The sequence below is a fragment of the Bradyrhizobium stylosanthis genome, from assembly GCF_001641335.1.
Lineage (GTDB): Bacteria > Pseudomonadota > Alphaproteobacteria > Rhizobiales > Xanthobacteraceae > Bradyrhizobium > Bradyrhizobium stylosanthis.
In genome coordinates, this window is record NZ_LVEM01000001.1 from 1,881,629 (window position 1) to 1,896,420 (window position 14,792).

General features: G+C 65.7%; 13 protein-coding genes. 10 read left to right on the forward strand and 3 right to left on the reverse strand.

The window, feature by feature from the left end:
- Nucleotides 1-54: 54 nt before the first annotated feature.
- The 4 genes from A7X65_RS09140 to ppx all read left to right on the forward strand — a co-directional run bounded on the left by A7X65_RS09140 (nt 55) and on the right by ppx (nt 5,225).
- On the forward strand, nt 55-597 hold the full coding sequence (locus A7X65_RS09140) for a CDP-alcohol phosphatidyltransferase family protein (protein WP_082884913.1): 543 nt from the start codon (nt 55-57) through the stop codon (nt 595-597).
- 91 nt (nt 598-688) lie between these two features.
- Nucleotides 689-1,366: a P-loop NTPase family protein gene (locus A7X65_RS09145; protein ID WP_063684019.1), complete on the forward strand. Its 678-nt coding sequence runs from the start codon at nt 689-691 to the stop codon at nt 1,364-1,366.
- A gap of 148 nt (nt 1,367-1,514) precedes the next feature.
- The gene (locus A7X65_RS09150) at nt 1,515-3,707 is read left to right on the forward strand and encodes an RNA degradosome polyphosphate kinase (protein WP_063684020.1); all 2,193 of its coding nucleotides are present in this window, start codon (nt 1,515-1,517) and stop codon (nt 3,705-3,707) included.
- Nucleotides 3,708-3,722: 15 nt separating this feature from the next.
- Nucleotides 3,723-5,225, forward strand: a complete 1,503-nt coding sequence (gene ppx, locus A7X65_RS09155; RefSeq protein WP_063684022.1) for an exopolyphosphatase — start codon at nt 3,723-3,725, stop codon at nt 5,223-5,225.
- Nucleotides 5,226-5,367: 142 nt separating this feature from the next.
- Here ppx and A7X65_RS09160 read toward each other — a convergent pair whose 3' ends face one another.
- Nucleotides 5,368-5,841, reverse strand: a complete 474-nt coding sequence (locus A7X65_RS09160; RefSeq protein ID WP_156527711.1) for a hypothetical protein — start codon at nt 5,839-5,841, stop codon at nt 5,368-5,370.
- Between the two features lie 174 nt (nt 5,842-6,015).
- Between A7X65_RS09160 and A7X65_RS09165 the strand changes: the two genes are divergently transcribed.
- Genes A7X65_RS09165 through A7X65_RS09175 form a run of 3 tightly spaced genes read left to right on the forward strand, consistent with a single transcriptional unit; the run spans nt 6,016 to nt 10,532 of the window.
- On the forward strand, nt 6,016-7,149 hold the full coding sequence (locus A7X65_RS09165) for an efflux RND transporter periplasmic adaptor subunit (RefSeq protein ID WP_063684025.1): 1,134 nt from the start codon (nt 6,016-6,018) through the stop codon (nt 7,147-7,149).
- Complete coding sequence (locus tag A7X65_RS09170; protein ID WP_063684026.1) at nt 7,150-10,224, forward strand: efflux RND transporter permease subunit; 3,075 nt, start codon at nt 7,150-7,152, stop codon at nt 10,222-10,224.
- Nucleotides 10,221-10,532, forward strand: a complete 312-nt coding sequence (locus A7X65_RS09175) for a DUF3240 family protein (RefSeq protein WP_063684028.1) — start codon at nt 10,221-10,223, stop codon at nt 10,530-10,532. Before A7X65_RS09170 ends, A7X65_RS09175 begins: the two co-directional genes overlap by 4 nt.
- Nucleotides 10,533-10,534: 2 nt before the next feature.
- Here the strand turns inward: A7X65_RS09175 and A7X65_RS09180 are convergent, their stop codons facing one another.
- Together A7X65_RS09180 and ndk are read right to left on the reverse strand one after the other, a co-directional pair.
- Entirely contained in the window at nt 10,535-11,395 is an 861-nt protein-coding gene (locus A7X65_RS09180; protein WP_063684030.1) for a TerC family protein, read from the reverse strand.
- A 44-nt stretch (nt 11,396-11,439) separates the two neighbouring features.
- Nucleotides 11,440-11,862, reverse strand: a complete 423-nt coding sequence (gene ndk, locus A7X65_RS09185) for a nucleoside-diphosphate kinase (protein WP_018645406.1) — start codon at nt 11,860-11,862, stop codon at nt 11,440-11,442.
- Between the two features lie 311 nt (nt 11,863-12,173).
- Here ndk and A7X65_RS09190 point away from each other — a divergent pair, with 311 nt between their 5' ends.
- The 3 genes from A7X65_RS09190 to A7X65_RS09200 all read left to right on the forward strand — a co-directional run bounded on the left by A7X65_RS09190 (nt 12,174) and on the right by A7X65_RS09200 (nt 14,742).
- Entirely contained in the window at nt 12,174-12,431 is a 258-nt protein-coding gene (locus tag A7X65_RS09190; protein ID WP_063684032.1) for a hypothetical protein, read from the forward strand.
- A gap of 217 nt (nt 12,432-12,648) precedes the next feature.
- Nucleotides 12,649-12,828, forward strand: coding sequence for a hypothetical protein (locus tag A7X65_RS09195; RefSeq protein WP_063684034.1), 180 nt, complete (start codon nt 12,649-12,651; stop codon nt 12,826-12,828).
- A gap of 54 nt (nt 12,829-12,882) precedes the next feature.
- A complete protein-coding gene (locus A7X65_RS09200; RefSeq protein WP_063684036.1) occupies nt 12,883-14,742 on the forward strand; it encodes an ABC-F family ATP-binding cassette domain-containing protein in 1,860 nt (619 codons plus the stop codon).
- The last annotated feature ends 50 nt before the right edge of the window (nt 14,743-14,792 follow it).

Consider the following 14,792-nt stretch of genomic DNA (forward strand, 5'->3'; position numbering starts at 1 on the left):
CAGCCTCCCAGGGGGCCGGATTCGAGGTCAGACCGGGTGCCGGGAAGCGCTTTCGTGAGTATTCCGAACATCATCACGCTGGGCCGCATCATGCTGGTCCCGATCATCGTCTGGGCCATCGTGTCGAGCCAAATGGAGGTGGCATTTGCCGTCTTCCTGATCGCGGGCATCAGCGACGCCGTCGACGGCTTCCTGGCCAAGCGCTTCAACATGCGCAGCGAGCTCGGCGCCCTCCTGGATCCGCTCGCCGACAAGGCGCTTCTGGTCTCGATCTACCTGGCGCTCGGCATCTGGGGCGACATCCCGCGCTGGGTCGTGATCCTGGTGGTGTCGCGGGACATCATGATCGTCACGGCCGTGATCGTGTCCTGGCTGTTCGACAAGCCGGTCGAGATGAAGCCGTCGAAAGTATCCAAGCTAAACACAGCCGCCCAGGTCGCCTACGCCGCCCTGGTGCTGGCGTCTCTTGCCTTCGGCTTCAAGCCCGCGCCCTATGATATTATCCTGATGGGCTTCGTCACGGTCTTCACGCTCTCCTCCGTGTCGCTCTACCTCGTCGAGTGGCTGCGGCACATGAGCACCATCGAGGCCAAATGAGAGGCGACGCGGCCCCGCAAAAGGCCAACTCCCGCTCGATACGTCCGATCTCTTCAAACGAGCCGGCCCGCCGGCATGGAGCACAGCAAGCGTGGCAGGCCGCGTTCATCCCCGACAATTGGCGTTCGCGCTTCCGCATGCGGAGAGCCTCAGCCGGGACAATTTCCTTGAAGGCCCCGCCAACGCGGCCGGTCTCGGCCTGATCGAAGGCTGGCCGGAATGGCCGAACCGGATCATGTGGCTGGCCGGCCCCGAAGGCAGCGGCAAGAGCCATCTCGCCGCGATCTGGGCCGAGATATCGGGCGCCCGCTCGACCACGGCCAATGCGCTGACCGCCGCCGGCGTGCCCGGCGCACTCGCAACCGGCGCTCTGGTGGTCGAGGACCTCAAGGCCGGGGATTTCGACGAGCGCGCCCTCTTCCACCTGATGAACCTCGCCCGCGAGGACGGCGCCTACATCCTGTTCACCGGCCGCGAGGTCCCGGCCTCGCTCGAGATCGACCTCCGCGACCTGCGCTCGCGCCTGCGCGCCGTGCCTGTGGTGACGCTGCTGCCGCCGGACGACCAGCTGTTCCGCGGCCTGATCGTCAAATTCTGCGCCGACCGTCAGCTTGCGGTGGACGAGAGCGTGGTCGGCTACCTCGCCACCCGCCTGGAACGGTCCTCGGCCGCCGCGCGGCAGGCCGTGGAGCGGCTCGACAGCGAAGCCCTGCGGCTCGGCCGCCCCGTCACGAGGGCGCTGGCCGCCGAGTTGCTGCGGGACGCCTGACCCCCGTCCGCGCCGATCCAGCAACGCCGCTTGACGCCGCACGGCGGCGGAACATCAATGTCATCGAAACGTCATCGCTCTAACACATGCTCCCGCCGATTTTGCGCGTAAGCCGCAAAAGGGGGTGAACTGGATGGATCGACTTCTCATGGACTCCGCGCAAGCTGTTGAAATCAAAGACAAAGCCCCGGAGACCGAGGTGCTGCCGGCGATCGCATCGAGCCCGGAGCGATTCATCAACCGCGAGCTCTCCTGGCTGCATTTCAACCGCCGTGTCCTGGAGGAATCGGTCAATCCCAGCCATCCCGTGCTGGAGCGGGTCCGATTCCTGTCGATTTCGGCAAACAACCTCGACGAATTCTTCATGGTCCGCGTCGCCGGCATCAAGGCCCAGGTGCGCGAGGGCATTGCCGAGCGCGCCCCCGATGGCCTGACGCCGTCCGAGCAGCTGGCACTGATCAACCGCACCGTCTCCCAGCTCGCCTCCGACCAGCAGGCGATCTGGCGCGACCTGCGCGGCACGCTGGCCGACGTCGGCATCGTGCTGGTGGACGGCAAGGACGTCACCAAGGCCGAGCGGACCTGGATCGAGGAATACTTCCTCAACAACGTGTTCCCGCTGCTGACGCCGCTTGCGATCGACCCGGCGCACCCCTTCCCGTTCATCCCGAGCCTCGGCTTCACCATCGCGCTCCAGCTGACGCGCGCCGCCGACGGCAAGCAGATGAACGCGCTGATCCGCATGCCCGGCAAGATCGACCGCTTCATCCGGTTGCCGTCCGAGGGCAAGGTGGTGCGCCTGATCACGCTGGAGCAGGCGACCGGCCTGTTCATCAATCGCCTGTTCCCCGGTTATAACCTCCATGGCCAGGGCGCCTTCCGCATTATCCGCGACTCCGAGCTCGAAATTGAGGAAGAGGCCGAAGACCTCGTCCGCCTGTTCGAGACCGCGCTGAAGCGCCGCCGCCGCGGATCGGTGATCCGCCTCGAGATCGACGCCAAGATGCCGGAGGAGCTGCGCAGCTTCGTGCAGCACGCGCTGTCGGCTGCCGACGACGAAGTGTTCCTCGTCGACGGCGTGCTCGCCATGAACGAGCTCTCGCAGCTCACCCGGCTGGATCGTCCCGATCTCGAATTCACCCCCTACGTGCCGCGCCATCCCGAGCGCGTGCGCGAGCATGGCGGCGACATCTTCGCCGCGATCCGGCAGAAGGACCTCGTCGTCCACCACCCCTACGAATCCTTCGACGTCGTCGTGCAGTTCCTGCAGCAGGCCGCACGCGACCCTGATGTCGTCGCGATCAAGCAGACGCTGTACCGCACCTCCAACAACTCGCCGATCGTGCGCACGCTGGCGGAGGCCGCGGAAGCCGGCAAATCCGTCACCGCGCTCATCGAGTTGAAGGCGCGCTTCGACGAAGAGGCCAACATCCGCTGGGCCCGCGACCTCGAACGCGCCGGCGTGCAGGTCGTCTACGGCTTCCTCGAGTTGAAGACGCACGCCAAGCTGTCGATGGTGGTGCGCCGCGAGGGCGGCAACCTCACCACCTACGTCCACACCGGCACCGGCAACTATCACCCGGTCACCGCGCGTATTTACACGGACCTCTCCTACTTCACCTCGGACCCGACCATCGGCCGCGACGCGGCGCGCGTGTTCAACTTCATCACGGGCTACGCGGCGCCGAGCGATCTGGAGAAGATGGCGGTGTCGCCGCTGACCCTGCGCAAGCGCATCATCGAGCACATCCAGGGCGAGACCGCGCATGCGCGGCACGGCCGTCCCGGCGCAGTCTGGATGAAGATGAACGCGCTGGTCGACCCCGACATCATCGATGCGCTGTACGAGGCCTCGCAGGCCGGCGTGCAGGTCGAGCTCGTGGTGCGCGGTATCTGCTGCCTCCGTCCGGGCATCCCCGGCCTCTCCGAGAACATCCGCGTCAAGTCGATCATCGGCCGTTTCCTGGAACACGGCCGAATCTACTGCTTCGGCATGGGCCAGGGCCTGCCGAGCGCGAAAGCGGCTGTGTATATCTCCTCGGCCGACATGATGCCCCGCAACCTCGACCGCCGCGTCGAGGTACTCTGCCCGCTGCAAAATCCCACGGTGCATCAGCAGGTTCTCGAGCAGATCATGGTCGCGAACCTCAAGGACAATGAGCAGAGCTGGCAATTGTTGCCGGACGGGTCCTCAACGCGTATGAAGGCCGCGAAGGGCGAGGAGCCTTTCAACGTCCACAACTACTTCATGACAAATCCGAGTCTGTCTGGCCGTGGAAAGTCGCTCAAGGAATCCTCGCCGCGTCGTCTCACGCGCCGGAATGAACGTCACCAGTCCTGATCAGGGATCTGCGACGTGACGCGGCCGCGCAAGCGCGGCGCCAGCGTCGCGGTCATCGACATCGGTTCCAACTCGGTTCGTCTCGTCGTTTACGAAGGGCTGGCGCGGAGCCTCATTCCGATCTTCAACGAGAAGACGCTGTGCGGCCTCGGGCGCGAGGTGCAGAGCACGGGCCTGCTCGCGCCCGATGCCGTCGACAAGGCGCTGACCTCGCTCAAGCGTTTTCGCGCGCTGTGCCGCGTCATGCAGGTCGGTCGTGTGTTCGCGATCGCGACCGCGGCCTGCCGCGACGCCTCCAACGGCCCCGACTTCATCGCCAGGGCCGAGCGCATCTGCGCGGTCAAGATCGAGATCCTGTCGGGCCCGCGCGAGGCACGGCTGTCGGCGCTCGGCGTGATCTCCGGCATCCATCATCCCGACGGCATCGTCGGCGACCTCGGCGGCGGATCGCTGGAGCTGATCGACGTGCGCCGGAACAGCGTGCGCAGCGGCGTGACGCTGCCGCTCGGCGGCCTCGCGCTGCAGGACCTCGCGCATAAATCGCTCAAGCGCGCCGACCGCATCGTGCGCGAGGAGATCGACGAGGTCGAGCTGCTCGCCGCCGGCCGCGGCCGCACCTTCTACGCCGTCGGCGGCACCTGGCGCGCGCTCGCGCGCATCCACATCATCCAGAGCGGCTACCCGCTCCAGGTCATGCACGGCTATTCGATTTCCGCGGCCGAGGCGCTCGACTTCTCACGTCGGTTGCGACGCCTCGCTGCCGCCGACATGCTCGCCGACATCGAGATCGTCGCCGATGCCCGCCGCCCGCTCCTCACCTATGCGGCGCTGGTGCTCGAGCACATCATCCGCGTCGCCAAGCCGAAGACCATCGTGTTCTCGACCTTCGGCGTGCGCGAGGGCCTGCTGCACGAGAAGCTGCCGGAATCCGAGCGCAACAAGGACGGCCTGATCTGCGCCGCCGAAGAGCTCAACCAGCTGCTGTCACGTTCGGCCAAGCACGCCCGCGAGCTGATCGCCTGGACCGACCGCCTGGTGCGCGTGGTGAAGCTGCGCGAGACCGAGGAGGATCGCCGCCTGCGCCATGCCGCCTGCCTGCTCTCCGACATCGGCTGGCGCGTGCATCCCGATCATCGCGGCGAGCAGACGCTGAGCCTCGTCGTCAACGGCAATTTCGGTGCGATCACCCACACCGAGCGCGCCTTCGTCGGCCTGTCCGTATTCTATCGCTATGCGGGCCTCAGCGAGGAAAACCAGCCGCCGGTCACCATGCAGGAGCTGCTGACGCCGGCGCAGCTCGAGCGCGCCCGCCTGCTTGGCGCTGCGTTCCGTGTCGCTCATCTGATCTCGGCGGCGCGGCCGGGCGTCCTGCCCGCCACGCATTTCCGCAGCCAGGGCCGCAAATTGATGCTGGTGTTCGAGCACCGGCTCGTCGATCTCGTCGCCGACCGCGTCGGCAGCCGCTTCAAGCAGCTCGCCCGCCTCGTCGGCCGCGCCGGCTCGATCGTCCGGCGCTAAAGCCCATCCGCAAAACGGCGCCGCGATTTTCCCGCGCGGATCGCTTGCGTAGTGATCGCGCTTGAACAGCAAACTGAAGTGCGCTGACGTTTGAACCGATCGCGCCGCGACAGTTGCGAGCACGAGGCATTTGCATCGACATCTACTTTGCGACGAACCGGCTGCCATTCCAGCGCAACGTTCGGCTGCTGCCATGGCCATCGAGCAGCTCGACGAAAGCCTGATTGTTGGCGGACGACAATCGAATGTCATGGGCGCGCACGGCGAGCACGCGGCGGTATCGACCGCCCGTCGCGATATACACTTCGTGCGGACATCCCGCGGAATCGCAATGAACGGCCCCGCTGCGGCATTGAAACTCGTCGAAGTGAAGGGCCACGAACTCCGCGCCCGGCACGGTCAGATAGAGCGCAAAATACCGAGCGGCCGCAATGGAGCCTCCGCACGCGGCGCTCCATTTCTGCACGTCTGCACGGATTTCGGCCGGGAGCATGTCAATGCGCGCCCGGCTCCAAGGATGCTGCGCCGTTCCGCTATAGGAAAGCGCTGGCTGCAAGAGAACGAGCGAGGCCATCACACCGCCTAGCAGCGTGCATGTGAGTTTGCTCAATTTCACGACCCTGCTCCTGCATATTCCACGACCGCCGGAGGCCATCGCGCCCGGCAGTCACCTCCGACGGCCGAACAAAAATATGCTCCGCAAGCGAGGCGCACTTGATGCACATCAACCCACCGGCGTCGCGCCGGGGTATTTGAAGCATCGAAAGCGGCGCTTCGGACGACTTCCGCCATGCAACTGCACCATGGGATTTTCCTTCTGAGCCACGCTCGGAACACGACTGCCCGTGTTCTGCTTGCGCTCGCGTTGACCTCGTGGCCGTCTGCACCGAACGCACAGGATGAAGTAAAGCTAAGCGATGCTCAGGCGCGCAATCTCGGCGTGCGCGTGGTCCATCCGGTCGCGAGCCGAACCGATCTCACGCTGCCCTATCCCGTTCAAATCGTGATCCCCACGCAGCAATTGTGGGTCGTCAGCGCGCCGGTCGCCGGCATGGTCGCCAATCTCCTGGTTGGGCGCGGTGACCGTGTCTCGGCCGGCCAACCTCTGGTCACCCTGGAGAGTCCAAGCTTCGTCTCGCAGCAGCGCGACTATTTGCACGCGATCGCGCAGGAGCTTCTCACCGGCCAGCAGCTCAAGCGGAACGTCGATCTGTTCGAGGGCAAGGCCGTGCCGCAGCGCGTGCTGGAGGCCAGCCAGGCCGAAGCGCGACAGGCTGCTCTCGTGGTCGCCGAACGGCGACAGATGCTGCATCTGAGCGGGATGTCGGACGAGGCAATTTCCCGGCTGGCCCAGGAAGCTGCGATCAGCGCGACGCTCACGGTCAATGCGCCGCAAACCGCATCAGTGGTCGACATCACGGTATCGCCGGGGCAGCGGCTCGAACAATCCGCACCGCTCGTCAAGCTCGCGCGGCTCTCGCCGCTATGGGCCGAAATCGCGGTTCCCGCGGACAATATCCGGGTGATCCGGACCGGTGCGAAAGTGGAGATCGAAGGCTATTCCACGCCCGGCAAGGTCGTGCTGGTTTCCGAGACGATCGACCCTGCCACCCAGACCATTCTGGTTCGCGCGGAAGTCCCCAACGACGGCGGGCTGCATCCCGGCCAGACGGCGGCTGCCCGCATCGGCTTTCTTTCCGCCGGCGAAAGCGCCTGGGAGATTCCCTACAGCGGGCTGGTACGGCGGGGCGAGCAAACCTCGGTCTTCGTCGCCGTCGACGGCGGCTTCCGGCTGGTACCGGTCAAGCTCCTCGCCGAGGATCAGGACCACGTCGTCGTGTCGGGTCCCATCACAGACCAGGACGATATCGCGATTGGCGGCATCTCGGCGCTTCGCGGCATTCTCTCCGGACTGGGGCAGTAGATGCTCCGGCGCCTGGTTGCGTTCGCGTTGTCGCAGCGACCGTTCGTCATGCTGGGCGTGTTGCTGGTGATCGGCGCTGGCGCCGTTCTCCTGCCGAGCCTGCCGATCGACGCGTTTCCCGACGTCTCGCCGATTCAGGTGAAGATCATCATGAAGGCGCCGGGCCTCACTCCCGAAGAGGTCGAGCAGCGCATCACGGTCCCCGTCGAGCTCGAGCTGCTTGGATTGCCAAACAAGAAGGTGCTTCGTTCGACCACCAAGTACGCCTTGGCCGATATCACCGTGGATTTCGAAGACGGCACCGACATCTACTGGGCACGTAACCAGGTCTCGGAGCGACTATCGAATATCTCGCGTGATTTCCCCGACGGGGTGAGCGGCGGTCTTGCGCCGATCACAAGCCCTCTCGGCGAAATGTTCATGTTCACGATCGACAGTCCCGAGCTTTCGCTCGCAGAGCGCCGTACCCTCCTCGATTGGGTGATCCGTCCTGCCCTGCGCACGGTCGCCGGCGTTGCGGACGTCAATGCGCTCGGCGGTTACGTACGCGCCTTCGAGATCGTGCCGCGCAACGATGCACTTGCCGCCCGCGGTATTTCCTACGACCTGTTTCGCCGGGCTATCGAAGCCAACAGCCGCAATGACGGCGCCGGACGGGTGAACCAGGGCGAGGACAGCGCCCTGGTTCGGATCGAAGGCAGCATCCGTTCGATCGAGGACATCAAGGCCATCGTCATCGATACCCGCGAGGGCGTGCCGATCCTGGTCAACGACGTGGCGAGCGTCAAAGTCGGTACGCTGACGCGCTATGGTGCAGTGACGTCGGACGGCCACGGCGAAACCGTCGAGGGGCTCGTGCTCGGCTTGCGCGGCGCGAATGCGGGCCAGCTCGTCCGCGACGTGCGGGCTCGGCTTGCCGAACTGCAATCCTCGCTGCCCAAGAGCGTTTCGATCAACGTGTTCTATGACCGCAGCCGCCTGGTCAATCGCGCCGTCGGTACCGTGGTGCGAGCGCTCGGTGAGGCCAGCGTCCTCGTCATCGTTCTTCTCCTGCTCTTCCTCGGCAACTGGCGCGCCTCGCTGGTGATTGCGCTCAGCCTGCCGCTCGCCATCGTCATCGCACTGATCGTCATGCGCGTCGTGGGGATGTCGGCCAACCTCATGAGCCTCGGTGGACTTGCGATCGCCATCGGCATGCTGATCGACGCACTGGTTGTCGTGGTCGAGAACATCGTCGGCAACCTGAGCAAGCACGAATCGAGCCAGGCGCTTCCGCCGATCCATCTGGTGTATCGTTCGGTTTGCGAAGTCCTGGAGCCGGTCGCCTCGGGCGTCCTCATCATCATCATCGTGTTCGTCCCGCTGCTGACGCTGCAGGGGCTGGAAGGCAAGCTGTTCATCCCCGTCGCGCTGGCAATCATTTTCGCGCTGGCCGGCTCTCTGCTGCTCGCGCTCACGGTGATCCCGGTCGCAACGTCCTACGTGCTCGCGTCTGCGTCCCATCGCGAGCCGCTGCTGGTTCGCGCGGCACAACGGGTCTATGCGCCTGCACTGGACTGGGCCCTCAACAACGAGCGCAAGGTGATGGCTGCGGCACTCATCGGCCTGCTCGCCGCGGGCTTCGCCTATACGAAGCTCGGCAAGACGTTCATGCCTACCATGGACGAAGGCGATGTCATCGTCAGCGTCGAGACGCTTCCGTCCGTCAACCTCGACGAGTCGCTTGCCATGAATGCAAGGCTCCAGGCGGCGCTCCTGGCCGTGCCTGATATCGCCGGCATCGTCGCGCGCACCGGATCGGACGAACTCGGCCTCGACCCCATGGGGCCCAACCAGACCGACACGTTCCTCGTGCTCAAGCCGGCCTCTGAGAGACAGACGGATAATCGCGAGGCGCTGCTGCAGAATCTGCGCGAGGTCCTGGCCGGTTTTCCCGGTATCTCGCTCAGCTTCACCCAACCCATCGACATGCGCGTGCAGGAGATGATCAGCGGCGTTCGCGGCGACGTCGCCGTCAAGATTTTCGGCCCCGACATCGCCAAGCTGAACGAAACCGCCGCGAGGCTGTCGGCCATCCTCTCGAGCATCGATGGGGCCGAGGACGTCTACACCACGCTCAACGAAGGCGCGCAATACTACACGGTGGCCGTCAACCGGATGGAGGCTGGCCGCCTCGGCCTGACGGTGGACTCCATCGCCAGCTCGCTCCGCACCCAGATCGAGGGCCGAACGATCGGGACCGCCCTCGAGGCAGGACGCCGCACGCCGATTCTCGTCCGGGGCAGCAACACGACACGCGAGGCGCCGACGCTTCTGGCGAGCCTGCCGCTGACCCTCGCTTCCGGACAGCACGTTGCGTTGTCGCAGGTCGCCCGGATCCAGCGCGTGGATGGCCCGGTGAAGATCGACCGCGAAGACGGCGCACGAATGAGCGTGGTGCGCGCCAACGTCCGGGGGCGCGACATGGTCGGCTTCGTCGAAGCGGCCCGCCAGAAAGTCATCGCCGGCCTCCCGCTTCCCGAAGGCTACCGTCTGACCTGGGGCGGGCAGTTCGAGAACCAGCAACGTGCCGCCACGCGCCTGTCCGTCGTGGTGCCCGTTGCGATCGGCCTGATCTTCGTGCTGCTCTTCACCACGTTCGGCGCCATCCGGCAGGCCTTGCTGGTGCTCGTCAACATTCCCTTCGCCCTGATCGGGGGCGTCTTCGCGCTGGTCCTGACTGGTGAGTATCTGTCGGTGCCGGCGTCGGTCGGATTCATCGCGCTGCTGGGCATCGCCGTCCTCAACGGCGTCGTCCTGGTCTCTTACTTCAACCAGCTCCGGGCCCATGGCCTGAGCCAGGATCAGATCGTCGTCGAAGGCGCCATGCGCAGGCTTCGGCCGGTGCTGATGACCGCGAGTATCACCGCCCTGGGCCTGATCCCGCTGCTGTTCGCCTCGGGCCCCGGGTCCGAAGTTCAGCGCCCCCTCGCCGTCGTCGTGATCGGAGGGCTCGTGTCCTCCACCGTGCTCACCCTGATTCTCCTGCCGATCCTGTATCGCCGCTATGGCGGACCGCCGAAGGGAGCCAAATGATCGAGCAGCCGGTCTGCCTCACGCTCATCGTGCCGCGCCAGCTCCGCGACGAGGTATTCGATTATCTCGCCGAGCGGGCCGACCTGATTTCGGGATTCTCGGCGTCGGCCGGTACCGGTCACGGCGCCGACGTCCGATTGCACACGGCCGCCGAGCGCGTGAAGGGTCATGCCGACCAGGCCATCGTGCAGGTTATCCTGACGGGAAGCGATGCCGGCCGCTTGCTTGAAGGTCTGCGGGTCTCGTTCGCCGGCACCAGGCTCGTCTATTGGACGACGCCGGTTACGGAATTCGGCAGGATCGATTGATCCTATTCCGCCGAGGCCTTGGCGTGATGCTCGGAGGACTCGAGCGCGGCCGCGCTCAGGCTGCGCCGGCGCCAGATGGTGCCGACGACCAGCACCACGACGACACCGAGCGCCGCGCAGAGATATTCGCCGCCCGAGCCGCCATGGCCGAACTGCAGCGGGATGTGCAGGCCTGACAGCATCTTGTCCAGGGAGACGCCGAGCGGGCCGTCGAACAGCGTGTGCAGCCTGGGCGCGACGCCGGGATCGGTCGCGATCACTTCGCCCGCGATCCAGCCGAGCAGCGCCGCACCGGCCCACACCAGCACCGGCAGCTTGGCGAGCAGCGCCATGATCAGCGCCGCACCGGCAACGATCAAGGGAACGCTGATGGCGAGGCCGAGGATCAGCAGCGGCACGCTGCCATTGGCGGCGGCGGCCACCGCAATGACGTTGTCGAGGCTCATGACGATGTCGGCGACGACGACGATCTGCACCGCCTGCCACAGATGCGAGGCGGACTCGACGTCGTCCTCGTTCTCGTTTTCCGGCACCAGCAGCTTGGCCGCGATCACGATCAGCGCGAGACCGCCGACGAGCTTCAGATACGGCAGCTCCATCAGGCTCGCGACGATGCCGGTGAAGATGATCCGCAGCAGCACGGCTGCGCCGGCGCCGAAGATCATGCCCCACAGCCGATGCCGCGGCTTGAGGCCGCGGCAGGCGAGCGCAATCACCAGCGCGTTGTCGCCGGAGAGGAGGATGTTGATCCAGATGATCTTGCCGACCGCGATCCAGAAGGTCGGCTCGGCCATCTCATTGCGGAACTGGGTGAAGAATGCCCCGATCGTAGCGGGATCGAAGATCTGCCAGAGCCAGTTCACAATGAGTCCTTTCCCCCGTCGGTATTAACTGATCGGCTGACGGATCAGCCGACGATCTCGTTACCCGAGAAGAACTGCGCGATCTCGATCGCGGCGGTCTCCGGCGCATCCGAGCCGTGAGCCGAGTTCTCGCCGATCGACTTTGCGTAGAGCTTGCGGATGGTGCCCTCGGCCGCCTTGGACGGATCGGTCGCGCCCATCGCGTCGCGGTACTTGGCGATGGCGTTCTCGGCTTCCAGCACCTGGACCACGACCGGGCCCGAGGTCATGAACTCGACCAGTTCGCCGAAGAACGGGCGGGCCTTGTGGACCGCGTAGAAGGTCTCGGCCTGTTCCTTGGTCATGCGGATGCGCTTCTGCGCGACGATGCGCAGGCCCGCCTTCTCGATCACGGCGTTGACCGCACCGGTCAGGTTACGCGCGGTCGCGTCGGGCTTGATGATCGAGAAAGTGCGTTCGATGGCCATAATCTTGTCCTTGGAAGAAAGCGGTGGTTCGGAGTTGCGGCGCTTATATCGGCGCCTACGCGCTACGGCAAGCGACCCCCGAAACGGCCCGCACAGGCGCTTCGCCGCAGGCCGGCCCGCCCTGCCCCGGCATGGATTACCGAGATTTCACCCAGATGAACCCAATCTGAAGGCCCCATTCAGCCTTTGGTTCAGCCTTGGCGGCGTAAGGTCGGGTCCATCGAAACCGAAGCCCGATCATCAGGCGGACCGTTTCGGCGGCCTTTCCATCGACGCGATAGCCCCGCGCCGGCAGTTTTGAGGAGATCACCATGTTGAGGAAACTTTCGCTTGCCGCTGTCGCCGCGGTTGCGCTGGGTGCCGCGCTGGCCCCGACCTCGGCCTCCGCGCACTGGCATGGCGGCGGTTGGGGCTGGCACGGTGGTGGCGGCTGGCACGGCGGCGGCTACCGCTGGGGCGGACCGCGCTTCTACGCCCCCGTCGCCTACGGTTATGGCGGCTGCTACGTGCGCCGGCTGGTCCCGACCCCCTGGGGACCCCGCTGGCGGCTGATCAACCGCTGCTACTGAGCCCGACAGCACATTTCCAAGGGTACCTATGCCCCCCAAAGGTACCTTCCAAGCGAAGCCCCGGCGTTCCCCTGCGCCGGGGCTTTGTCTTTGGGCGGAAGCGGCCATTTCATACAATTTTTACTAGAATGCCGGGCGTTCCCCACGGTCAGCGAAACCATTTTGGGGGGCAAAGACTTGGTACCGTGTCTTTACTTTGAGAACACGGAACCCAGCGATGGCCGGCCTTTTTGCCAATGACAGCGAACAGATCGACCGGCGCACGAGCCGCTCCATCTGCGATGCCGTGGGCGAACGGCTGCAGCAGAGCCTCCGCCCCGAATCCCGCCTCCCGACCCATCTGGAATCTCTCCTGAACGAGCTCAGGAAGCGCGATCGGGATGGCGATGCGCACTGACTGAGGCACACAAAAACGGGTTGCGTTCGAGGCGCCTTGCGGTGACAAGGCCGCATGCTGTCCATTACCGACCTCTCCATCCGCCTCGCCGGACGCCTTCTCATTGACCAGAGTTCCGTGCAGATCACGCCGGGCTCGCGCGTCGGCATGGTCGGACGCAACGGCACCGGCAAATCGACCCTGTTCAAGGTGATCCGGGGCGAGCTGGCGGCTGAGCATGGAACGGTGACCCTGCCGCCGCGCTGGCGCGTCGGCAGCCTCGCGCAGGAAGCCCCGAACGGCCCCGAAAGCCTGATCTCGGTCGTGCTCAAGGCCGACCTCGAGCGCGACGCATTGCTTCACGAAGCGGAGAGCGCGACCGATCCGCATCGCATCGCCGAGATCCAGACCCGGCTGGTCGACATCGACGCGCATTCGGCGCCCGCGCGCGCGGCGGCGATTCTCTCCGGCCTCGGCTTCTCCGCAGCGGATCAGCTGCGCCCCTGCGCCGAGTTCTCCGGCGGCTGGCGCATGCGCGTCGCGCTGGCTGCGACGCTGTTCGCAGCCCCCGACCTTCTGCTGCTCGACGAGCCCACCAACTATCTCGACCTCGAAGGCACGCTGTGGCTGGAGGATCATCTCGCGCATTATCCGCGCACGGTGATCGTGATCAGCCACGACCGCGACCTCCTGGAAAGCTCGGTCGATCAGATCCTGCACCTCGAGCGCGGCAAGCTCACGCTCTATAAGGGCAGCTATTCCTCCTTCGAGGAGCAGCGCGCCGCGCGCGAGCTGCTCGATGCCAAGGCGGTCAAGCGGCAGGAAGCCGAACGCGCCCGCTTGCAGGCCTTCGTCGACCGCTTCAAGGCCAAGGCTTCGAAGGCGCGGCAGGCACAATCACGTGTGAAGATGCTGGAGCGGCTGAAACCGATTACCGCGCTGGTCACCGAGGACGTGCGCGAGATCAGCTTTCCCGCGCCCGAAAAGATCCTGTCGCCGCCGATCATCGCGGTCGACAACGCCGCCGTCGGCTACGATCCGGCAACCCCGGTGCTCGGCCGTGTCACGCTTCGCATCGACAACGACGACCGCATCGCGCTGCTCGGCGCCAACGGCAATGGCAAGTCCACGCTGGTCAAGCTGCTGGCCGGACGCCTCGCGCCCTTCTCCGGCAAGGTGACGCGCGCGGACAAGCTGTCGATCGCCTATTTCGCGCAGCACCAGCTCGACGAACTGAACGAGGATGCCTCGGCCTACGACCATGTCCGCAAGCTGATGGGCGATGCGCCTGAAGCAAAGGTACGGGCGCGCGCCGGCGCGATCGGCTTCTCCGGCAAGGCCGCCGACACCAAGGTCGGAAAACTGTCGGGCGGCGAAAAGGCGCGCCTCCTGCTGGGGCTTGCGACCTTCTTCGGCCCCAACATGATCATCCTGGACGAGCCGACCAACCATCTCGACATCGACAGCCGCGCCGCGCTTGCGGAGGCGATCAACGAATTCCCCGGCGCCGTCATCATGGTCTCGCACGACCGCTATCTGATCGAGGCCTGCGCCGATCGGCTCTGGATCGTCGCCGACCGCACCGTCACCAATTACGACGGCGACCTCGACGAGTATCGCCGCCTGGTGCTGTCCACGCGCAACGCCGAAGCGCCGCGCGAGCGAAGTGCGCCAAGCGAAAAACCGCAGCGCCCGAAGTCCGACAACCGCGGCTCGCTCAGGAAGCGCATCGCCGAAGCCGAGGCCGAGATCGCCCGCGTCACCGACATCATCGCCAAGATCGATACCGCGCTCGCCCTGCCCGACATTTTTGCCCGCGATCCCAAGCAAGCCGCGCAACTGTCAAAGGCCCGCGCCAATGCCGCCGACGCGCTGACGCGCGCAGAGGAGCAATGGCTGGAGGCGAGCACGCAGTTCGACGAGGCGGCGGGTTAGTTCTGGGGCCGAGACGTCCATCAGAAACAACCCCACGCCTTGTACCGGTA

Bases quoted from the DNA above. Each gene is read 5' to 3' on its own strand.
- A7X65_RS09195 (WP_063684034.1), top strand. From the start codon at position 12,649: ATGGCCGGCCTTTTTGCCAATGACAGCGAACAGATCGACCGGCGCACG.
- A7X65_RS09190 (WP_063684032.1), top strand. From the start codon at position 12,174: ATGTTGAGGAAACTTTCGCTTGCCGCTGTCGCCGCGGTTGCGCTGGGT.
- A7X65_RS09170 (WP_063684026.1), top strand. From the start codon at position 7,150: ATGCTCCGGCGCCTGGTTGCGTTCGCGTTGTCGCAGCGACCGTTCGTC.
- A7X65_RS09165 (WP_063684025.1), top strand. From the start codon at position 6,016: ATGCAACTGCACCATGGGATTTTCCTTCTGAGCCACGCTCGGAACACG.
- A7X65_RS09150 (WP_063684020.1), top strand. From the start codon at position 1,515: ATGGACTCCGCGCAAGCTGTTGAAATCAAAGACAAAGCCCCGGAGACC.
- A7X65_RS09200 (WP_063684036.1), top strand. From the start codon at position 12,883: ATGCTGTCCATTACCGACCTCTCCATCCGCCTCGCCGGACGCCTTCTC.
- ndk (WP_018645406.1), bottom strand. From the start codon at position 11,862: ATGGCCATCGAACGCACTTTCTCGATCATCAAGCCCGACGCGACCGCG.
- A7X65_RS09175 (WP_063684028.1), top strand. From the start codon at position 10,221: ATGATCGAGCAGCCGGTCTGCCTCACGCTCATCGTGCCGCGCCAGCTC.